A 15472-nucleotide genomic window follows, 5' to 3' on the forward strand; every position below is an offset into this window, starting at 1 on the left:
CCGTCCGAGCCCTCTTCCGTCACCGTGGTCAAAGATGCCGCCGGCAGGTATTTCGCCTCGTTTGTGGTCCAAGCAGCCGAAACCCCCTTGCCCGCGACCGAGGCCGAGACCGGGATCGACCTGGGCCTGACGCATTTCGCGGTGCTGTCGGGCGGACGGAAGATCGACAGCCCGCGGTTCCTGCGCCGAGCGGAGAAGAAACTCAAGCGGGCGCACAAAGCCCTGTCACGTAAGGAGAAAGGGCCGTGGGCTGCCGGGCCACGACGATCGCGGGTCAGGGCTGGGCGGTGCCGAGGTTGACCGGCAGGGACAGCGGGCCGATCGTGAAGAACGACGGGGAGTACGGGATGTCGTCGGGGTCGATCGCGAGGCTGAACTCCGGCAGTCGCCGGTACAGCGAGGCGAGAGCCAGCCGGCTCTCCAGCCGGGCCAGCGGCGCCCCGATGCAGTACCGCGGGCCGTGGCCGAAGCCGAGGTGTCCCGTCTGCTCGCGGGTGAGGTCGAACTGGTTCGCGTTCTGGCCGTGCTCCGCGGGATCGACGCCACTCGCCTGGTAGACCACCCCCACCGCGTTGCCTTTGGGGATGTGCACCCCGGCGATCGTCACGTCCTGCGCCGTGAAACGGAAGCTGGTCATCATCACCGAGTGGCGGTAGCGCAGGGTCTCCTCGACCACGTCGGCCCACCGGTCCTCGGCCTTGGCCAGCTGGAGCTGGCCGGGATTCTGCGCCAGCGCCACGATCGCGTATCCGAGCAGGTGGACGGTGGTCTCGTGGCCGGCGACGAGCATGAGCCACAGTACGCCGACCAGTTCGTCGGTGGTGAGCTTGTCGCCCTCGTCGCGGGCCTGAACCAGGCCGGAGGTGAGGTCGTCACCCGGCTCCCGCTGCTTGCGCTCCACCAGGTCGTGCAGGAAGGCCTGGAGGTCGTTCTGCGTGGCGAACGCCACTTCCGGCGGAGTGGTGTGCGCCAGCAGCGTGGAGGTCCAGTTCCGCAGCCGGAGCCGGTCCTCGGCGGGCACGCCGAACAACTCGCAGATCACCCACATCGGCACCGCCTCGGTGAAGGCGGGAACCAGGTCGACGCCGTCGCCGGCGGCCACCACGTCATCCAGCAAGCCATCGATGATCTGCTGGATCCGCGGCTCCAGGGCCTGCACCCGGGCCGGTGTGAACGCCTTGCCGACCAGGCCGCGCAGCCGCTTGTGGTCGCCGCCGTCCACGGTGGCCAGATGACCGCCCTGAATGATGGCGCGTAACGGCCAGTCCTCGGGGATCGATCCGTCGTACAGCGCCGGCCAGTGCTGGGGATCCCTGAGGAAGGTCTTGTGGTCCCCGGCGAGGATCTCCCGCACGGCCCTGTGGGTCAGTGCCAGGTAGGCGGGCACGCCCCCAGGGAATTCCACCTCGACCACGGGAGCGATCTCCCGAAGCCGGAGGCAGGTGTCGAGCGGGCTTTCGCCCACGGCGGGGAAGGCGGGGAGGTTTGTGGTCATTTGACATCCTTAGGGAGGAAGTCGGTAAGTGATCAGCAAGCTCATCAAATATCCGTTGTGATCTAGAAACAACATGACGCAGTGATCAGTAACGTGACGGTTACCTTGCGTTCGCTCTCCCGCCTCCGGCCGAGCTGCGCCTCGACGCGGCTTCGTACCGTGAACGAATCCCACTACCTTGGTCCGATGTGATCGGCGTTGTGGTGATTGATGTGGACGACACGCTCTGCCTCACCGAGGCGGTGTGTTTCGAGCTGGAGAACGAGGTGCTGGCGCGCATCGGTCGTGAGCCGATGTCTCGGGCCGTGCACCTGTCGACGTGGGGCCGCCCCTTGTTCGACGCGATGGCCGAGCGCTCCCCCGGTGTGGACCTGGAGAACTTCGCAGCCGCCTACCACGTCGTGCTCCGCGAGTATGTCGAGGCCGGCCGGCTGGATGTCATCGTGCCGGAGAACCTCAGAGCGCTCGATGAGCTCGCCCTGGCGGGACGCCGCCTCATGCTGCTGACGTCGCGTACCGAAGCCGAGATGGCGCATCTGCTCGCCCCGGATCACGTGCTCGCCGCCCGGCTCGCCGCCGCCTATCACGGCGGGAACACGAGCTTCAGCAAGCCTGATCCCCGCGTCTTCGACGGCCTCCTCACGGCTACCGGGCTGCGGCCGGACGAATGCGTGTACGTGGGGGATTCGCCGGGCGACGCGCAGGCGGCCAATGGGGCCGGCGTGCGCTTCGTCGCCTGCCTGCAGAGCGGCGTCAGACAGCGCGACGACTTCGCCGCTCACCATGTCGATGCGTTCATCGACGCGTTTCCTGAGCTGGTCGACGCCGTGGTGGCCCTCGAGTCGGCCCGTGAAGTTCGAGGGGAATGAGGCGTTCGAGGAGAATGAAGCCGCTCCCCTCCAGTGAGTGCTCGAGTGCCCGGGCGGGTCAGTCCCAGGTGGGGAGCATGCCCTCCGGGTAGCGGGCGCCGAAGCCGCCGGTCGGGAGGATGTCGGCGATGCGCTCGAGGTCGGTGCCGGTGAGGATGAGGTCGGCGGCGGCGACGTTCTCCTCCAGGCGCTCGGGATTGCGGGTGCCGGGGATGGGGACGATGTCGTCGCCCTGGGCGAGCAGCCAGGCCAGGGCGAGCTGGGCGACGGTCGCGTCCTTGGTGGCGGCCAGGTCGGCGAGCCGGCGGGTGGCCTCGAGGTTCTTCTCGTAGTTGCCGGGCTGGAAGCGGGCGTCCCACGTGCGCATGTCGGTGGAGTCGTACTCGGCGGCGGGCTTGGCCTGGCCGGTGAGGAAGCCCCGGCCGAGCGGCGAGTAGGCGACGAACCCGATCCCGAGCTCGCGAAGGACGGGGAGAAGGCTCTCGACGTCCCGCTCGAACAGGGAGTATTCGGTCTGCAGGACCGAGACGGGCTGTACGGCGTGCGCGCGGCGGATGGTGTTGGCGCCCGCCTCGCTGAGGCCGAAGTAGCGGACCTTGCCCGCGTCGATGAACTCCTTGACCGTCCCGGCCACGTCCTCGATGGGCACGCCGGGGTCGACTCGGTGCTGGTAGAGCACGTCGATGACGTCGACGCCGAGGTAGCGCAGGCTGTTGTCGACGACTTCGCGGATGTGCTCGGGACGGCTGTCGACACCGCCCGGCCGGGTGCCGGTGAAGTCGAAGCCGAACTTGGTGGCGATGACGACCTCGTCCCGCACCGGGGCGAGCGCCGCCCCGACGATCCGCTCGTTCTCGCCCTGCCCGTAGAGCTCGGCCGTGTCGAAGAACGTCACTCCCAGCTCGTGTGCCCGGCGGATGGTCGCGATGCCCTCCTTCTCGTCCGACGGCCCGTACGCCAGGGAGATCCCCATCGCGCCGTATCCCACCGCCGACGCCGTCAAGCCCTGCTGCCCGAGGTTTCGCTGCTGCATGGTGCGCTCTTTCTGATGTTAGTAGTCTCTTACATAAGTAAGAGTACTCTAACATTGAGAAGGAGGGAGAATCGTTCGGCGTGAGCAGATCCACGACGCAGCGGCGCGGCTACCACCACGGCGACCTGCGTGCCGAGTTGGTCCGTGAAGGCATCGCGCTGCTGGCGGAGACGGGTGTCGCGGGCTTCTCCGTGGCCAAGGTCGCCATCCGCGCGGGAGTGTCGTCGGCGGCGCCGTACCGGCATTTCCCCGATCGGGAAGCCCTTCTCGCCGCCTGCGCGGCCGGCATCATCGCCGAGATCACCGGCCTGCTCGCCGAGGCGGCCGAGGAGGCGGGGCCCGACCCGGTCGACCGGCTCGCGGCCACCGCGGGCGCCTACACCCGCTACGTCCTGGACCATCGCGCGGGCATCGACCTCGTCTACGCGCACGACTTCACCGGCCCTCACCACCTGGCCGTCCAGGAGCAGAGCCGCCGGCTCACGGACACCCTCATGGACCTGGCCTCGGCCGTTCTGCCCGATGACACCTCCTGGGCCGAGATCGCCGACTTCGTCTACGTCCACCTGTCCACCACGCACGGGTACGCGGTCCTGCTCCTGAAGGGAGCGCGCCCGCCGCAGGACGCCGACGGCCACGCCGCCCGCGCCGTCACCGCCGCCCGCGACCACATCTCCGGCCATCTCGTACGGCTCCGGGATCGGTCCATGCCGTCCTGACCGGTCCCACCACACCGGCACGGTCCGGGGCCTCGACCTCCCCATACTCGGTCGCTCAGGCGGCGGCGTGGCGTACCGCGGTCAATCCCGGCACGGTGGCCAGCACCCGCGTGCCGCTCCCGTCCACCTCGAGCACCCGCTCCCCCGCGCCCACCAGCACTCGATCGCCCAGCGTGGTCACGCCCTTCGCGGCGTCCGGCAGCGGCCGGTCGGCCACCGTCGTCAGATCGGCCCCGTCCAGCGCCAGCAGCCGTCGCCCCACCGCGAGGTACAGCCGCTCGCCGGCTGCCACGGCGAACGCCTCGCCGCCCGGCCCGGCGCCCAGCGCGGCCGTCTTGACGACGGACAGTTCCGTCACGCTCGCCCGCGCCAGTTGTCCGGAGGTGGCGTCGAAGACGTACAGATGATCGCCGGTCAGCGCCAGCGCGTGCCCGGCCGCCGGGCCCACCCCGAACGGCGCAGGCAGGTCCAGGCAGTACGCCCACCGCTCATCGAGCTTCAGCACATGGACGAAGGCGTGCACACCGGGCGACCCGTCCCGCCCGGACACCAGATCACGTGTGTGCAGGTGGTCGGGCTGGTGGGTGTAGAGGGTGAACAGCGTGCGCTGCCCGTAGACCGACTGGCGGGCCTGCCCGCGCATCTCCTCCTCCTTGCCCTGCGGGACCGGCTGCTTGTCCCGTGTGAGCAGTGGAAGGGTCTCACGGGCGGCCATGTCGTACATGCGCACCCGGTAATGATCGGGTGCGCCGGGCGGCAGGTGGTCCAGGAAGTACATCACCGTGCCGTCGGAGGAGAACGCCTCGGGCTCCACGTTGCCCGGCAGGCTCACCTCCCGCACCCCGCGCGCGCCGGCGAAGGTCAGCGTCGTGTTCCGGCGTGGCCCGGGCGGCGGGCCGAGGACGGCCGACAGGCCGGAGGCCGCCTTGACGTGCCCGCCCTCCCCTACCGGCCAGGACTCCGACGGCTCGGCCGAACCGGGCGTGATCGTGTGCAGGCGCCGGCCGGTCACGTAGTACAGGCGGCTCGCGTCAGGGGTGGCCAGCGCGCCGGCGTACGCGGTGACCCGCCCGGTGGCCAGGTCGGCCACCGCCAGGCCGGACGACGTGGCGGCCAACAGCCTGCCCGCGGACCGCGGCGAGGCGCTGGGCCGCGGAGCGGTGGCTCGTGGTGCGGGTGCGCAGGCGGCCAGGGCCGTCGTGGCGAGCGCGCCGGTGAGCAGCCGGCGTCGAGTCGGGTCCATGCCTTGTCTACCGCCGCGACGGCCGGCAGGTTCCCATGGCTCAGCTCACCCCGTGAGCCACCGCGGTGGCCTTCGCCAGGATCCTCGCTCCCCGGGTGTGCTGATGAGGGCCCGGGGGCCCGCTCGTCCGACGGCGGGCCCCCGGGCCGGTTCAGCGCAGGGTGGCCGTGAAGGTGCGGCCGTGGGCGTGGCGGGTCGTCGCCTGGACCAGGGTGCCGCCCGGCACGCGCCGTACCGTCACCCCTTCGTCGGCCGCGTCGAGCCTGAGTGCGGCGCCGGAAAGGACGACGGTGACGCGGTCGCGTTTCATCGTGGGGTCGGACAGGGCGACGACCGTACGCCCGCCGGCAGACTGGACGATGACGGAGGCGGGGCCGTCGATGAGCAGGCGCTCGGCATGGCGCGGGCCATCGGCGAAGACGTTGCAGGCGACGATCCCGAGGGTCTTGTGCTTGATCGCCTGCACGTGCCGGTCGTTGGCCAGGACGGTCAGCGGCCCGTTCGTATACCCGCGCAGGCGGGTCTCGGTCGCGTGCGGGACCAGGGCGTACGCGAGGGCGGTGAGGTCGCCGGTGGCGGGATGGGCGACCGAGGCGGTGAAGACGTTCTTGGTCACGCTGGTGTCGGGATTGGCCGTCCGGACGACTCTGCGGCTGCGGGTCACCGTCTCCAACCCGGCCGCGACGGTCTGCCGGGTGAGGAAGGCGTAGCCGATCGCGGTACTGCGGGTGCCGTTGGCGTACCGAAGCCAGCGCGGGGGCGTGGTGTCGCCCGCCTGCCAGGCCCGGCCGTCCCAGGCCTCGCCGGTGAGCGCGACCGTGTCGCCGGGAGCGGCGATGCGGCTGTCCACGGTGGTGACCGCGGCGCGGCCGCCCTGGCCGGTGACGCCGGCGGCCAGCACCACGATCTCGTCGTCGAGCATGAACCAGGACTTGGTCGCGCGGGCGTTCCGATAGGCGACGAAGTCGTCGGGCAGGAGGCCCGCCTGTTTGGCGGTGTAGGCGGCGTCGTCGGACTGGACCATGCCGGCCGCGCCGTACGCGCCGAGCGTCGCGCCGCCGGAGAAGGTGTTCCCCGCGCGGGGGAAGTACACGTAGGTGTTCTGGGACTCCGAGGACGAGGTGAAGTTCAGCGGATGACCCGGGTTCTCGTACCAGAACCGGCCGTACAAATCGGGCACCGTCCGCCGCTCCTCCACCGGCGCGGTGACGCCGGCCAGCCGGTACGGCGAGACGGCCGTGTAGTAGTCGACACCGAAGACCTCGCGCTGGTCCTCGCCCGCGAGGTAGAGGTAGTAGGCGCCGTCGCCCTGGAACCAGGGCATGAGGTTCTCACCGTTCATGTACTCGTACTTGCTGATCCGGTCCGAACTCCGGGCCAGGGCGAAGGCGTAGCCGGGGCGCCGGTGGACGTTCCTGTCCATGGCGTTGAACGCCACGGAACGCTCGGACGGGTTCAGGTCGGCGGCCGGGATGGCGGAGTCGGCGCGGATGGCCGCGTAGCGGGCGATGCTGATCGGCGAGACGAAGGCGGCCGTGTCGGCGGCCGGCAGGAACTTGGCGTACTTCTTCAGGGCGAGCGCGCCGTCGCCCTCGACGTGGTCGGCCAGGTCGGCGATGGCCTCCACGATCACCCCGACGTCGGCGTAGCCGGTGGTGGTACGCGAGACCGCCCGCCCCTTGACGATCTCCATCATCCACCCCTCGAAGATCAGCGGGGCGAAGCCGTCGGCGATCCAGCGGTGCACCACGCCGGCCAGGTCGGAGGCGCCGCCGCTCGTGGCGCCCTCGAGCGTCTTGAGCGTCTGCACGACGCGGGTGAGCAGGGCCTTCCCGTAGGAGCCTGTGTAGGCGACCGAGTGGTGCTGGATGAAGGAACCGTCGCGGTAGTGACCGTCGGTGTTCCCGTGCTGGAGGTTGTACGGGTCGATCGTGGCGAAGACGGTGGCCTGGTCGGAGATGGCCTTGCCGACGCGGGCGTCGTCGCCGGTCAGCGCGCCCTGCAGGATCCGGTTGGCGGTGATGTCGGCCAGGTTCGCCCCCGTGTGGAAGCGGGAGTCGAGGTCGACGTCGCCGTTCTTGCCGTTGCGCAGGAAGGCGTCCATCGAGGTGATGTACGCCGCCGTCAGGTCGGGCCGCTCTGCCCGCACCCGGTCGGCCAGCAGGGCCAGCGTCCTGCTGACGTGGGTGGGGATGCCGATCTCCCAGTTGTGCCAGTTGCCGTAGTAGCCCGTCGACTGGTCGCCGAAATGGCGCTCGTGCAACCACTGCAGACCGTCGACGACCCGTCGCTGGACGGCGGTGTCGTCGTCGAGCTCGCCGCCCGGGGTACGGGTCGCGAGCGCGATCTCGAACAGGTATTGGTACGCCAGTCGCAGGTTGACGTCGTCGGTGCCGAGCCTCAGGCCGGAGAACAACTCATCGGCGCCTGCCTGGTCCATGGCGGTCAGCCGCTGCCTGGCGGTCCTGACGATCGTCGCGAGCTTGGCGGCGACCTCGGGCCGGGCGTTGACGTCGGAGGTCCCGGCGAAGATCGACACGGTGTTGGCGATCAGCCGTGCGTGATCGATCCCCGCAGCGGCACGCGAGGGGGCGGCTACGGCGAGCAGACCGGCCGCGGGGAGCAGGGAGAGAACCTGACGACGAGACATGTGCGGCACGCGGGCCTCCAGGCCGTTGGAGGATATGTGGGGGTCGCCCCACATGATCTATCTTTGCCCGCGCAGGACACGTTGGGCAACTATTGTCAGGCGACCATTCACCCTTGACGATAATTTTCGCGCAGGGCCGCCGTGATCCGGTCCACGTCGAAGCGCTCGGCCTCGGGGAGCGGAGCGTTGGTCCGCTCGCGCAGCACGCGGGCCGTACGCAGGAGCCGGACCGCCTCGCCCGGCTCCCCCTGCAGCAGCCGCGCGCCGGCCAGTCCTTCCAGCGCGAGGGCCTCGGCCCGGGCGTCGCCGTCCGCGCGGGCCGCCTCCAGGCTGTGGGCGTGCAGCTCGGACGCCGTACGGGCGTCTCCGCGCTGCTCGGCCACGAAGCCGAGCTCGGCCAGCAACAGCGCCCGCGGTCCGACGCCGCCGATGCGGCCCATCCACTCCAGCCCGGTACGGAAGTACCTTTCCGCCTCGTCCAGGTCACCCCGCCGGCGAGCGGCAAGGCCGAGGCCGATCCTGGCGAACTCCTCCATCGACTTGTTGGACTGCTCCACCGCAAGCCTTCGGGCGCGTTCGTGCAGTTCGTCGGCGCGCTCTGGATCGCCGGTGAGCAGGGCGATCCGGCCGAGGCGGGCGGACATCAGGGAGACCTCCGACCACAACCCCAGCTGCTCGGCGACGCGCAGCCCTGTCGCGAAGTGCCGCGTCGCCTCGGCGTATGCTCCGCCTGCCTCGGCCGGCACGCCCAGGGGCTCGGCGGTCTGCAGCAGCCCCCACTGGTCCCCCAGCTCGGCGAAGAGCTCGGCGGCCCGCTCGCCGTTCCGCCGGGCGGCGGCGAAGTCGCTGCGCATCGCGGCGTACCGGGCCAGGCCCGCCAGGACGGCGGCCGTACCCCAGCGATCCGCCATGGCCTCGAACTCACGCAGCGCCTCGTTGAGATGACCGACGCCGTCAGCCTGCGCTCCCACACCGATTTGAGCGAACCCGACAAACCACCGCAGTCGTGCCCGGGTGGCCGGATCGGCGACGGCATCCAGGGCGAGTTCGGGGTTTCCGGCCTCGCCTGCGCAGATCCCGATGCCGGCATGCCAGGCCAGCGCCTCCGCCCGCGCCCCCGGCGACGATCCTGGCACCGACAGGGCCGCAGCGATCGAGCGGCGGGCCTCGCCCAGTCTTCCGGTCATGAACCAATACCAGGCCTGCCCGTTGACCAAGCGCAGCGCGCAGTCCGCCGCACCGTGCCCACGTGCGTGATCGAGCGCGGCGCGGAGGTTGGCGCTCTCCGCCTCCAGCCGGGTGATCCAGGCATGCTGATCGTGCCCGCGTAGCTGAGCCCCGGCCTGTACGGCGAGCGCCGTGTAGTAGTCGCGATGCCGCTCGCGCATCGTCTCCAACTCACCGGCGTCGCTGAGCCGTTCGGCGCAGTACTCGGCGATCGGCTCCAGCAGCCGGTAACGCCCGTCTCCCTGCACGAGCATGGAACGGTCGACGAGCCGGGCCAGGATGTCCATGACGTCGCAGACACCGACGCCACCCCCGGCACAGGTACGCTCGGCCGCCTCCAGGGTGCAGCCGCCGGCGTGCACGGCGAGCCTGGCCAGCACGGCCCGCTCCGCCTGGCCCAGCAGCTCCCAGCTCCAGTCGATCACCGCGGCGAGCGTGCGCTGGCGGGCGGGCGCGTCCCTGGGGCCGTCGCCCAGCAGCCGCAGGCCGAGCCGGTCGCGCAACTCGCGCACGCCCAGGCCGCGTACGCGGGAAGCGGCCAGTTCCAAGGCGAGCGGGATCCCGCCGAGCCGGCGGCAGATCGTGGCCACCGCCTCGTCGTCGTCGACGGCCTCGCCGGCACGTTCGGTGAACAGGCGTACGGCATCGCCGTGCGCCAGCGGGGACACCACGATCACCGCCTCGCCGGACAGGCGGAGCGGCTCGCGGCTGGTGGCCAGCACGCGCAGACCGGGGACACCGCGCAGCAGCGGCCCCACCACCGCGGCGACCTGATCGAGCAGATGCTCGCAGTTGTCCAGCACCAGCAGCAGGCGCCGGCCGTACAGCACCTCATGGAGCGGGCGCCGTCCGTCGTCGCGGATCCCCAGTGCGTCCAGGACGACGTCCTCGTCGAAGCGGCGCAGCTCGGCGAGCTCCGCCAGGATGACGCCGTCGTCCTCGGACCAGGTGGCGGCCACCTCCAGGGCCAGGCGGGTCTTGCCGACGCCACCGGTTCCGGTCAGGGTGACCAGCCGTGAACGCTCCAGGGCAGCGCGGACCCGGTGCACCTCCTCCTCTCGGCCGACGAGCGTGGTCACCTGTGCGGGCAGGTCGGGGCGCGTCAGCCGTACCGTCTGCGGCGTCAGCGCGGGATCCTGCCGCAACATCGACGCGTGCAGGGCGGCCAACGGCGGGCCGGGGTCGGCGCCGAGCTCGTCGGCCAGGCGGCGGCGGACCTGCTCGTAGGCCTCCAGTGCCTCGGCCTGACGGCCGGCGCCGTACAGCGCCCGCAGGTAGGCCGCCTGCATACGCTCGCGCAGCGGATGCCGGGCGGCCAGGTCGCCCAGCTCTCCTACGAGTGCGCGATGCTCACCGAGCTCCAGCCGGGTCTCCGCGCGTTCCTCCAGCGCGGCCAGGCGGGCCTCCTCCAGCCGCGCGATCGCGGGGGCGACGAAGGCCGCGTCGGTGAAGTCCGCCAGAGCCGGACCGCGCCACAACGCGAGCGCGTCGGCGAGCAGCGCCGAGCGTGCCCGCGGGTCCGTCGTACGGCCCGCGCGGGAGACCAGGACGGCGAACCGCCCGCCGTCGACCGCGTCGGCCTCGATCGTGAGCCGGTAGCCGGCCGGGCCGTAGCCGACCAGGTCGCGTGCGCCCGGTTCGGCGTCGTTCAGGACCCGGCGCAGCTGTGAGACCTTCTGCTGGAGCGCGTTGGCCGGATGGCGCGGCAGGTCGCCGTCCCACAGATCGTCGATCAGCCGGTCGGCGGAGACCGGGCGGCCCTCCTGGATCAGCAGATCGGCCAGGAGGGCTCGGATCTTGGCCTCGGGAATGCGGACCGGCTCCCCGTCCTCCGTCCAGACCGCGAGCGGACCCAACACCCCGAAACGCACCCGTCACACGCTAGGCGAACTCCTTTCCGAAATCGAACGTACGCCACCGTTCTGGGCGAATCCGGAAGGTCACCCACTCACCGAGCCCGTCCCGGATGACCGCGAAGAACCGCTCCCCTTGTTCGGGGCCGAGGTACCGGATCGACCACTCGCGATACTCGTCAGGGTCGATGGGCTCGTGCCCTACGACCGGGCCATCGACCGAGACGTACTTGTACGGCATCGTCTCCTGCTGGACGGCGAAGCCCACCGAACCGGCCGTGCGGATCAGGTCGAACTTGCGTGTGCCCGATGAGGTGCTGATCCGGATGTCGCCGCCGGGCCGGTAGCCGTACCAGATCGGAACCAGCAGCGGCGCGCGCTCGTCAGGCACGCCGAGCACACCGATGTGCGTGCCGGCCAGGAACTCCTCGCGCTCCTGGACGCTCATGCGCGTGGACATGTGAGCCTCCCCTCAGCTCAGCCGGACGAGCATCTTGCCGGTGTTGGCGCCGCGTAGTACGCCCAGGAAGGCCTCCGGGGCGCGTTCGATCCCGTCGAGGACAGTCTGCTCGTAGTGCAGGGAGCCGTCGGCGATCCACGCCGACCCGCGCTCGATCCACTCGGGGAACAGGTCGAAATGGTGGTTGATCAGCATCCCGCGCAGCGTGGCGTTCTTGGCGGCCAGCTCGAAGAGGTTGTCCGGGCCGGGCACCGGCTGGGTGGCGTTGTAGGAGGAGATCGCGCCGACCATGCCGATCCGGCCGTGGAGACGCAGCTCCGCGATGGCGGCGCGCAGGTGATCGCCGCCGACGTTGTCGACGTAGACGTCGATGCCGTCGGGGGCGGCCTCGGCCAGCTGCGCCGCGATCGGCCCGGCCTTGTGGTCGAGCCCGGTGTCGAAGCCGAAGCCCGTGACGATCCGCTTGACCTTGTCCGGCCCGCCGGCCGAGCCGATCACCCTGGCGGCTCCCAGCTTGCGGGCGACCTGCCCGGCGATGCTGCCGACCGCGCCGGCCGCGGCCGAGACCCACACCACGTCGCCGGGCCTGACCGGGGCTACCCGGGTCAGCGTGGCGTACGCGGTCAGCCCGGTCGTGCCCAGCGGCCCGAGGTAGGCCTCCGCGGGCGCGAGCGTGGTGTCCACCACGGTGGCGTCCGCGGCGTCCAGCAGCGCGTACTCCCGCCAGCCCAGGAAATGCGTCACCACACTCCCCACCGGGACGGACTCTGCCCGGGAGGCGACCACCTCGCCGAGCGCGCTGCCCACCAGCGGAGCACCGATCTCGTACGGCTGGGCGTAGGAGACCTCCTCCTTCATCCACTCCCGCATGTAGGGGTCCACGGACATCCACGTGTTGCGGACCACGATCTGGCCCTCGGCCGGCTGCGGCACGCGGGTTTCGGCAAGTTCGAAGGTGCCGGGGCCGGGCTCGCCCACCGGGCGGGCGGCCAGCCGGATCTCACGGCTGATCAGTTCGTTGCTCATGGCCATCACGATGCGGGCCGGCGCTTTGGGTTCGCTTTGGGTCGGCCGTAGCGTTGTGCGCGTGGGCACGATCAGCGTGCGGTTCACCCTGGACGAGTTCGGCAGTGACCCAGGTGGCGCCGTTCACCGGCGGCGGTCCAGCGTGTTGATGGACATCGAGGCGAGTGGAGAGGAGGTGGTGGAACTGGTCGCCGTCCAGATCGACGAGGACGGCGGGCTTGTCAGCTGGACACGATGGCGAGCCGGGCAAGAGCGGTTGCTTCGCTGGAACGCGTCATCGAGGCGGATCGACGGATTGCCGCTGCCTGCCCCGCCGAATGTCACGGCTGTTCTGGCCGACACCTTCGGGCCGATGGGCGATCCGGCGGAGCACGGCTATCGCAAGATCGGAAACGACTCGTACGAAGTCGAAGAGGGTCTCGGCGTCTTTCGTCTCAGCTTTCCCGACGATCTCGACCGGCGTGTTTTCGAGGCCGTCGACCCGGATGACGAGCAGGTGATGAGCCGCATCAGCGGCATCCACGTCGGCGACAGCCCGGCGATCACGCCGGAGATTCTGGAGATGATGGCGACGGTCCCGACCAGGGCGCGCATCGCATTCCTCCGTCCTGAAGGGCCATGAACCGGCATCGGCCGGCCCCCGTCACACGGTGACGTCGAGGAAGCAGCCCCCCATCACGGCGGCCGCCCCTTCCTGTCCACAGGGGCCTTTCCGGCGGGCTGCGCATTTCACGCAGGCTCAGCGTCCAGACGCCAGATCATGCCGTTGGTGAAAGGCATTTCCTCGGCTTCCGTCTGGTCCTCGCCGACCGCCCACAACGTCGCCGCCCCGGGACGCCGGGCGAGTGCCGCCACCGACCGGCCGCCGAACGGACCCCGAGTGATCGGGTACGTCTTCCACTTCCCGCCGGTGAAACGGCCCAGACCGCGGGAGACGACCATCCACAGGCCCCCGGCGCCGTCGGAGACGATTCTCTGGCCGATGACGAACTCCTTGGACATGGCCTTGACCAGCCACTGGCCGCCGCTCCACCTCATCAGCACGGGGCGGGTGCACTGCGTCTCCTCTTCTCCGCAGGTCCAGTACATCGAGGCCAGCACCCACACCTCACCCTGCTCCCCCACCGCGAGGTCGTGCACCATCGTCTCCCCCTGCTTCGACCCGTACAGGCGGGGGATCCGCGGGCGAGGGAGCAGATCCCAGCGATGACCGCTCCAGCGGGCCAGCGTCACCTGCCCGTCCTTGTCCCCCGCGATCCACATCTGCCCGGACGGAGCCCGATTCAGGGCGCGGATGTGGAGGGGTGGCCGCCGGTCCTGCCAGCGCTCGCCGTTCCAGTGGTACAGCGCATCGTAGGTGGCCGTCCAGACATCGTTCCTGCCGAGTACGGCGGCCCCCGCGACCTGCGGATTGTCCAGCACGGACGGGCTCCACGACGTCCCGTCCCAGCGGGCCGCGCAGCCGTCGGGGTCGCCGCTCGCCACGGTCGCGGGGCAGTGGCCGAAGACCCACAGGTCGCCGTCGTCGGAGGCGGCGATCTGTTGCGGTTCCACCACCTCGCCGAGTTCGGGGAGCTCGTGCCAGCGGGTGCCGTCCCACCGCAGCGCATACGACCACGTGCGGCGGGGACCGCAGGGGTTGCCGTCCCGAGGCTCTTCACGCTGTCCGACGGCGTAGACGGTGCCGTCGGGCAGCGCGACCACGCCACGGAACCCGTCGCTGTAGGGGTAGGCGTTGTAGTGCACCAGCCGCGCCCCGTCCCCGGACGGAAGCGCCGGCGGGGTGGGGGGCAGCGTGGAACTCGGATCGAGGTGGCAGCGCCGTCGCGAGGCTTCGGCCTGCGGCGTCGAAGTCGGCTCCGCCGTGCCGGAGTCGGTCGCGGGCGAGCATCCGCCCAGCAGGAGCGCCGCCGCCAGGCCTAAGCACATCGCTCTCCGGCGCATGCGAGGCATCCTGCCACACCTACCCCTGCCAGGGGCCGAGCGTGTCAGACGAGCGATGCCAAGGCTCCCCGCGCATGTCGGCGCAGCCACCGAGCGCCAGCCAGACACCGAGGAGCCGCGGCACGTACCGCGATCTGTACAGCAGGATGCCGAGCAGGAGGATATGGCCGGCGAAGAACAACAATGCGATGGTGAACCCGTCGTGGTACGCGTCGAGTGAGAGCATGGCGAGCGCGGCCCGTTGTGCTTCTGACAACGGCGTCAAGTACGGCTCGTCGGCGAGCAGGCGTAGCGGCCCGTACAGGTTGAGCACATTGGTGATCACCATGGCGGTGAACGCCAGCCTGAACATCGCCATGACGAGCGCAAGCGTCCTGTCCACCGGCTTGAGCAGCACGTAGAACAGCGCCGGCAGGGCGACCTCGCACAACGACGTGACCAGATCGCCGGCGACCGCGAGATGCAGCATCCATGGAGACGCCGTGATGTTGGCCGCCGTCGCGACCGGATCCCCGGCACGACGAGTCTGGGCAGGATGTGCACCGGGGCGACGCCGGCGGTGATGATGCTGATGAGGTACAACAGGCCTGCGACCCGCGCATGGGGGCGGTGCGGTGTCTCGGGGGTGTGGGTTGCCATTCGGTCTCCTGGCCGTGTCGGCCGGTACGACTTCCGGAGGTGAGCGGCACCGGTCTGGACGATCGCCTTCCTCACTCATGGTGATGAACGGGGAGACGCCGCTCATCGGAGCACGGGCCGCAGCCGTACCGGCCGATGGCTCGAGAGCCGGATCGTTCTTTCGGCCTCCTTTGTTGACAGCCCGTTCTGACTCATCCCTTAACTGGCCGCGCCGCCAATCTGATACGATCTTGGCCCACGTGACTGGCTGGAGGCTTGGTGGCCGAGGTGTTGGCCCTGCTAGCTGAGGACCCCACGGCGGTCGGGCCCTATCC

General features: G+C 70.5%; 13 protein-coding genes. 4 read left to right on the plus strand and 9 right to left on the minus strand.

Annotated features, from left to right (window positions below; genetic code table 11):
* The first annotated feature begins 63 nt into the window (after positions 1-63).
* Positions 64-300, plus strand: a complete 237-nt coding sequence (locus ETD86_RS60065) for a transposase (protein WP_425465635.1) — start codon at positions 64-66, stop codon at positions 298-300.
* Here the strand turns inward: ETD86_RS60065 and ETD86_RS59620 are convergent.
* The gene (locus ETD86_RS59620; protein ID WP_138666784.1) at positions 275-1495 is read right to left on the minus strand and encodes a cytochrome P450 family protein; all 1221 of its coding nucleotides are present in this window, start codon (positions 1493-1495) and stop codon (positions 275-277) included. The genes ETD86_RS60065 and ETD86_RS59620 overlap by 26 nt on opposite strands.
* A gap of 200 nt (positions 1496-1695) precedes the next feature.
* Between ETD86_RS59620 and ETD86_RS15145 the strand changes: the two genes are divergently transcribed.
* Positions 1696-2364, plus strand: coding sequence for an HAD family hydrolase (locus ETD86_RS15145; RefSeq protein WP_138666785.1), 669 nt, complete (start codon positions 1696-1698; stop codon positions 2362-2364).
* A 58-nt stretch (positions 2365-2422) separates the two neighbouring features.
* Here ETD86_RS15145 and ETD86_RS15150 read toward each other — a convergent pair whose 3' ends face one another.
* Positions 2423-3397, minus strand: a complete 975-nt coding sequence (locus tag ETD86_RS15150) for an aldo/keto reductase (protein WP_138666786.1) — start codon at positions 3395-3397, stop codon at positions 2423-2425.
* Positions 3398-3477: 80 nt separating this feature from the next.
* Here ETD86_RS15150 and ETD86_RS15155 point away from each other — a divergent pair, with 80 nt between their 5' ends.
* Positions 3478-4116, plus strand: a complete 639-nt coding sequence (locus ETD86_RS15155) for a TetR/AcrR family transcriptional regulator (RefSeq protein WP_138666787.1) — start codon at positions 3478-3480, stop codon at positions 4114-4116.
* Positions 4117-4171: 55 nt separating this feature from the next.
* Here the strand turns inward: ETD86_RS15155 and ETD86_RS15160 are convergent, their stop codons facing one another.
* The 5 genes from ETD86_RS15160 to ETD86_RS15180 form a co-directional block, all read right to left on the minus strand.
* Complete coding sequence (locus tag ETD86_RS15160; protein ID WP_138666788.1) at positions 4172-5359, minus strand: YncE family protein; 1188 nt, start codon at positions 5357-5359, stop codon at positions 4172-4174.
* 151 nt (positions 5360-5510) lie between these two features.
* Entirely contained in the window at positions 5511-8063 is a 2553-nt protein-coding gene (locus ETD86_RS15165; protein ID WP_211370045.1) for a polysaccharide lyase family 8 super-sandwich domain-containing protein, read from the minus strand.
* Positions 8064-8116: 53 nt separating this feature from the next.
* The gene (locus ETD86_RS15170; protein ID WP_138666789.1) at positions 8117-11107 is read right to left on the minus strand and encodes an AfsR/SARP family transcriptional regulator; all 2991 of its coding nucleotides are present in this window, start codon (positions 11105-11107) and stop codon (positions 8117-8119) included.
* Between the two features lie 10 nt (positions 11108-11117).
* Positions 11118-11549: a pyridoxamine 5'-phosphate oxidase family protein gene (locus tag ETD86_RS15175; RefSeq protein WP_138666790.1), complete on the minus strand. Its 432-nt coding sequence runs from the start codon at positions 11547-11549 to the stop codon at positions 11118-11120.
* A gap of 12 nt (positions 11550-11561) precedes the next feature.
* Positions 11562-12575: an NADP-dependent oxidoreductase gene (locus tag ETD86_RS15180; protein WP_138666791.1), complete on the minus strand. Its 1014-nt coding sequence runs from the start codon at positions 12573-12575 to the stop codon at positions 11562-11564.
* Between the two features lie 61 nt (positions 12576-12636).
* On the opposite strand from ETD86_RS15180, the gene ETD86_RS15185 reads away from it, so the two are divergent.
* Positions 12637-13197 carry a hypothetical protein gene (locus ETD86_RS15185; RefSeq protein ID WP_138666792.1) on the plus strand — a complete coding sequence of 187 codons (561 nt, stop codon included), beginning with the start codon at positions 12637-12639 and terminating at the stop codon, positions 13195-13197.
* Positions 13198-13304: 107 nt separating this feature from the next.
* Here ETD86_RS15185 and ETD86_RS15190 read toward each other — a convergent pair whose 3' ends face one another.
* Positions 13305-14519, minus strand: coding sequence for a hypothetical protein (locus ETD86_RS15190; RefSeq protein ID WP_138666793.1), 1215 nt, complete (start codon positions 14517-14519; stop codon positions 13305-13307).
* 19 nt (positions 14520-14538) lie between these two features.
* Positions 14539-15264, minus strand: a complete 726-nt coding sequence (locus tag ETD86_RS59100; protein ID WP_138666794.1) for a DUF4386 domain-containing protein — start codon at positions 15262-15264, stop codon at positions 14539-14541.
* Positions 15265-15472: the final 208 nt, after the last annotated feature.

It is taken from the genome of Nonomuraea turkmeniaca (assembly GCF_005889735.1).
In the GTDB taxonomy this organism is placed as follows: domain Bacteria; phylum Actinomycetota; class Actinomycetes; order Streptosporangiales; family Streptosporangiaceae; genus Nonomuraea; species Nonomuraea turkmeniaca.

Coding starts and splice junctions, on each gene's coding strand:
- ETD86_RS59620 (WP_138666784.1), bottom strand. CDS start 1,495: ATGACCACAAACCTCCCCGCCTTCCCCGCCGTGGGCGAAAGCCCGCTC.
- ETD86_RS15150 (WP_138666786.1), bottom strand. CDS start 3,397: ATGCAGCAGCGAAACCTCGGGCAGCAGGGCTTGACGGCGTCGGCGGTG.
- ETD86_RS15160 (WP_138666788.1), bottom strand. CDS start 5,359: ATGGACCCGACTCGACGCCGGCTGCTCACCGGCGCGCTCGCCACGACG.
- ETD86_RS15165 (WP_211370045.1), bottom strand. CDS start 8,063: ATGTGGGGCGACCCCCACATATCCTCCAACGGCCTGGAGGCCCGCGTG.
- ETD86_RS15175 (WP_138666790.1), bottom strand. CDS start 11,549: ATGTCCACGCGCATGAGCGTCCAGGAGCGCGAGGAGTTCCTGGCCGGC.
- ETD86_RS15180 (WP_138666791.1), bottom strand. CDS start 12,575: ATGAGCAACGAACTGATCAGCCGTGAGATCCGGCTGGCCGCCCGCCCG.
- ETD86_RS15190 (WP_138666793.1), bottom strand. CDS start 14,519: ATGCGCCGGAGAGCGATGTGCTTAGGCCTGGCGGCGGCGCTCCTGCTG.
- ETD86_RS59100 (WP_138666794.1), bottom strand. CDS start 15,264: ATGAGCGGCGTCTCCCCGTTCATCACCATGAGTGAGGAAGGCGATCGT.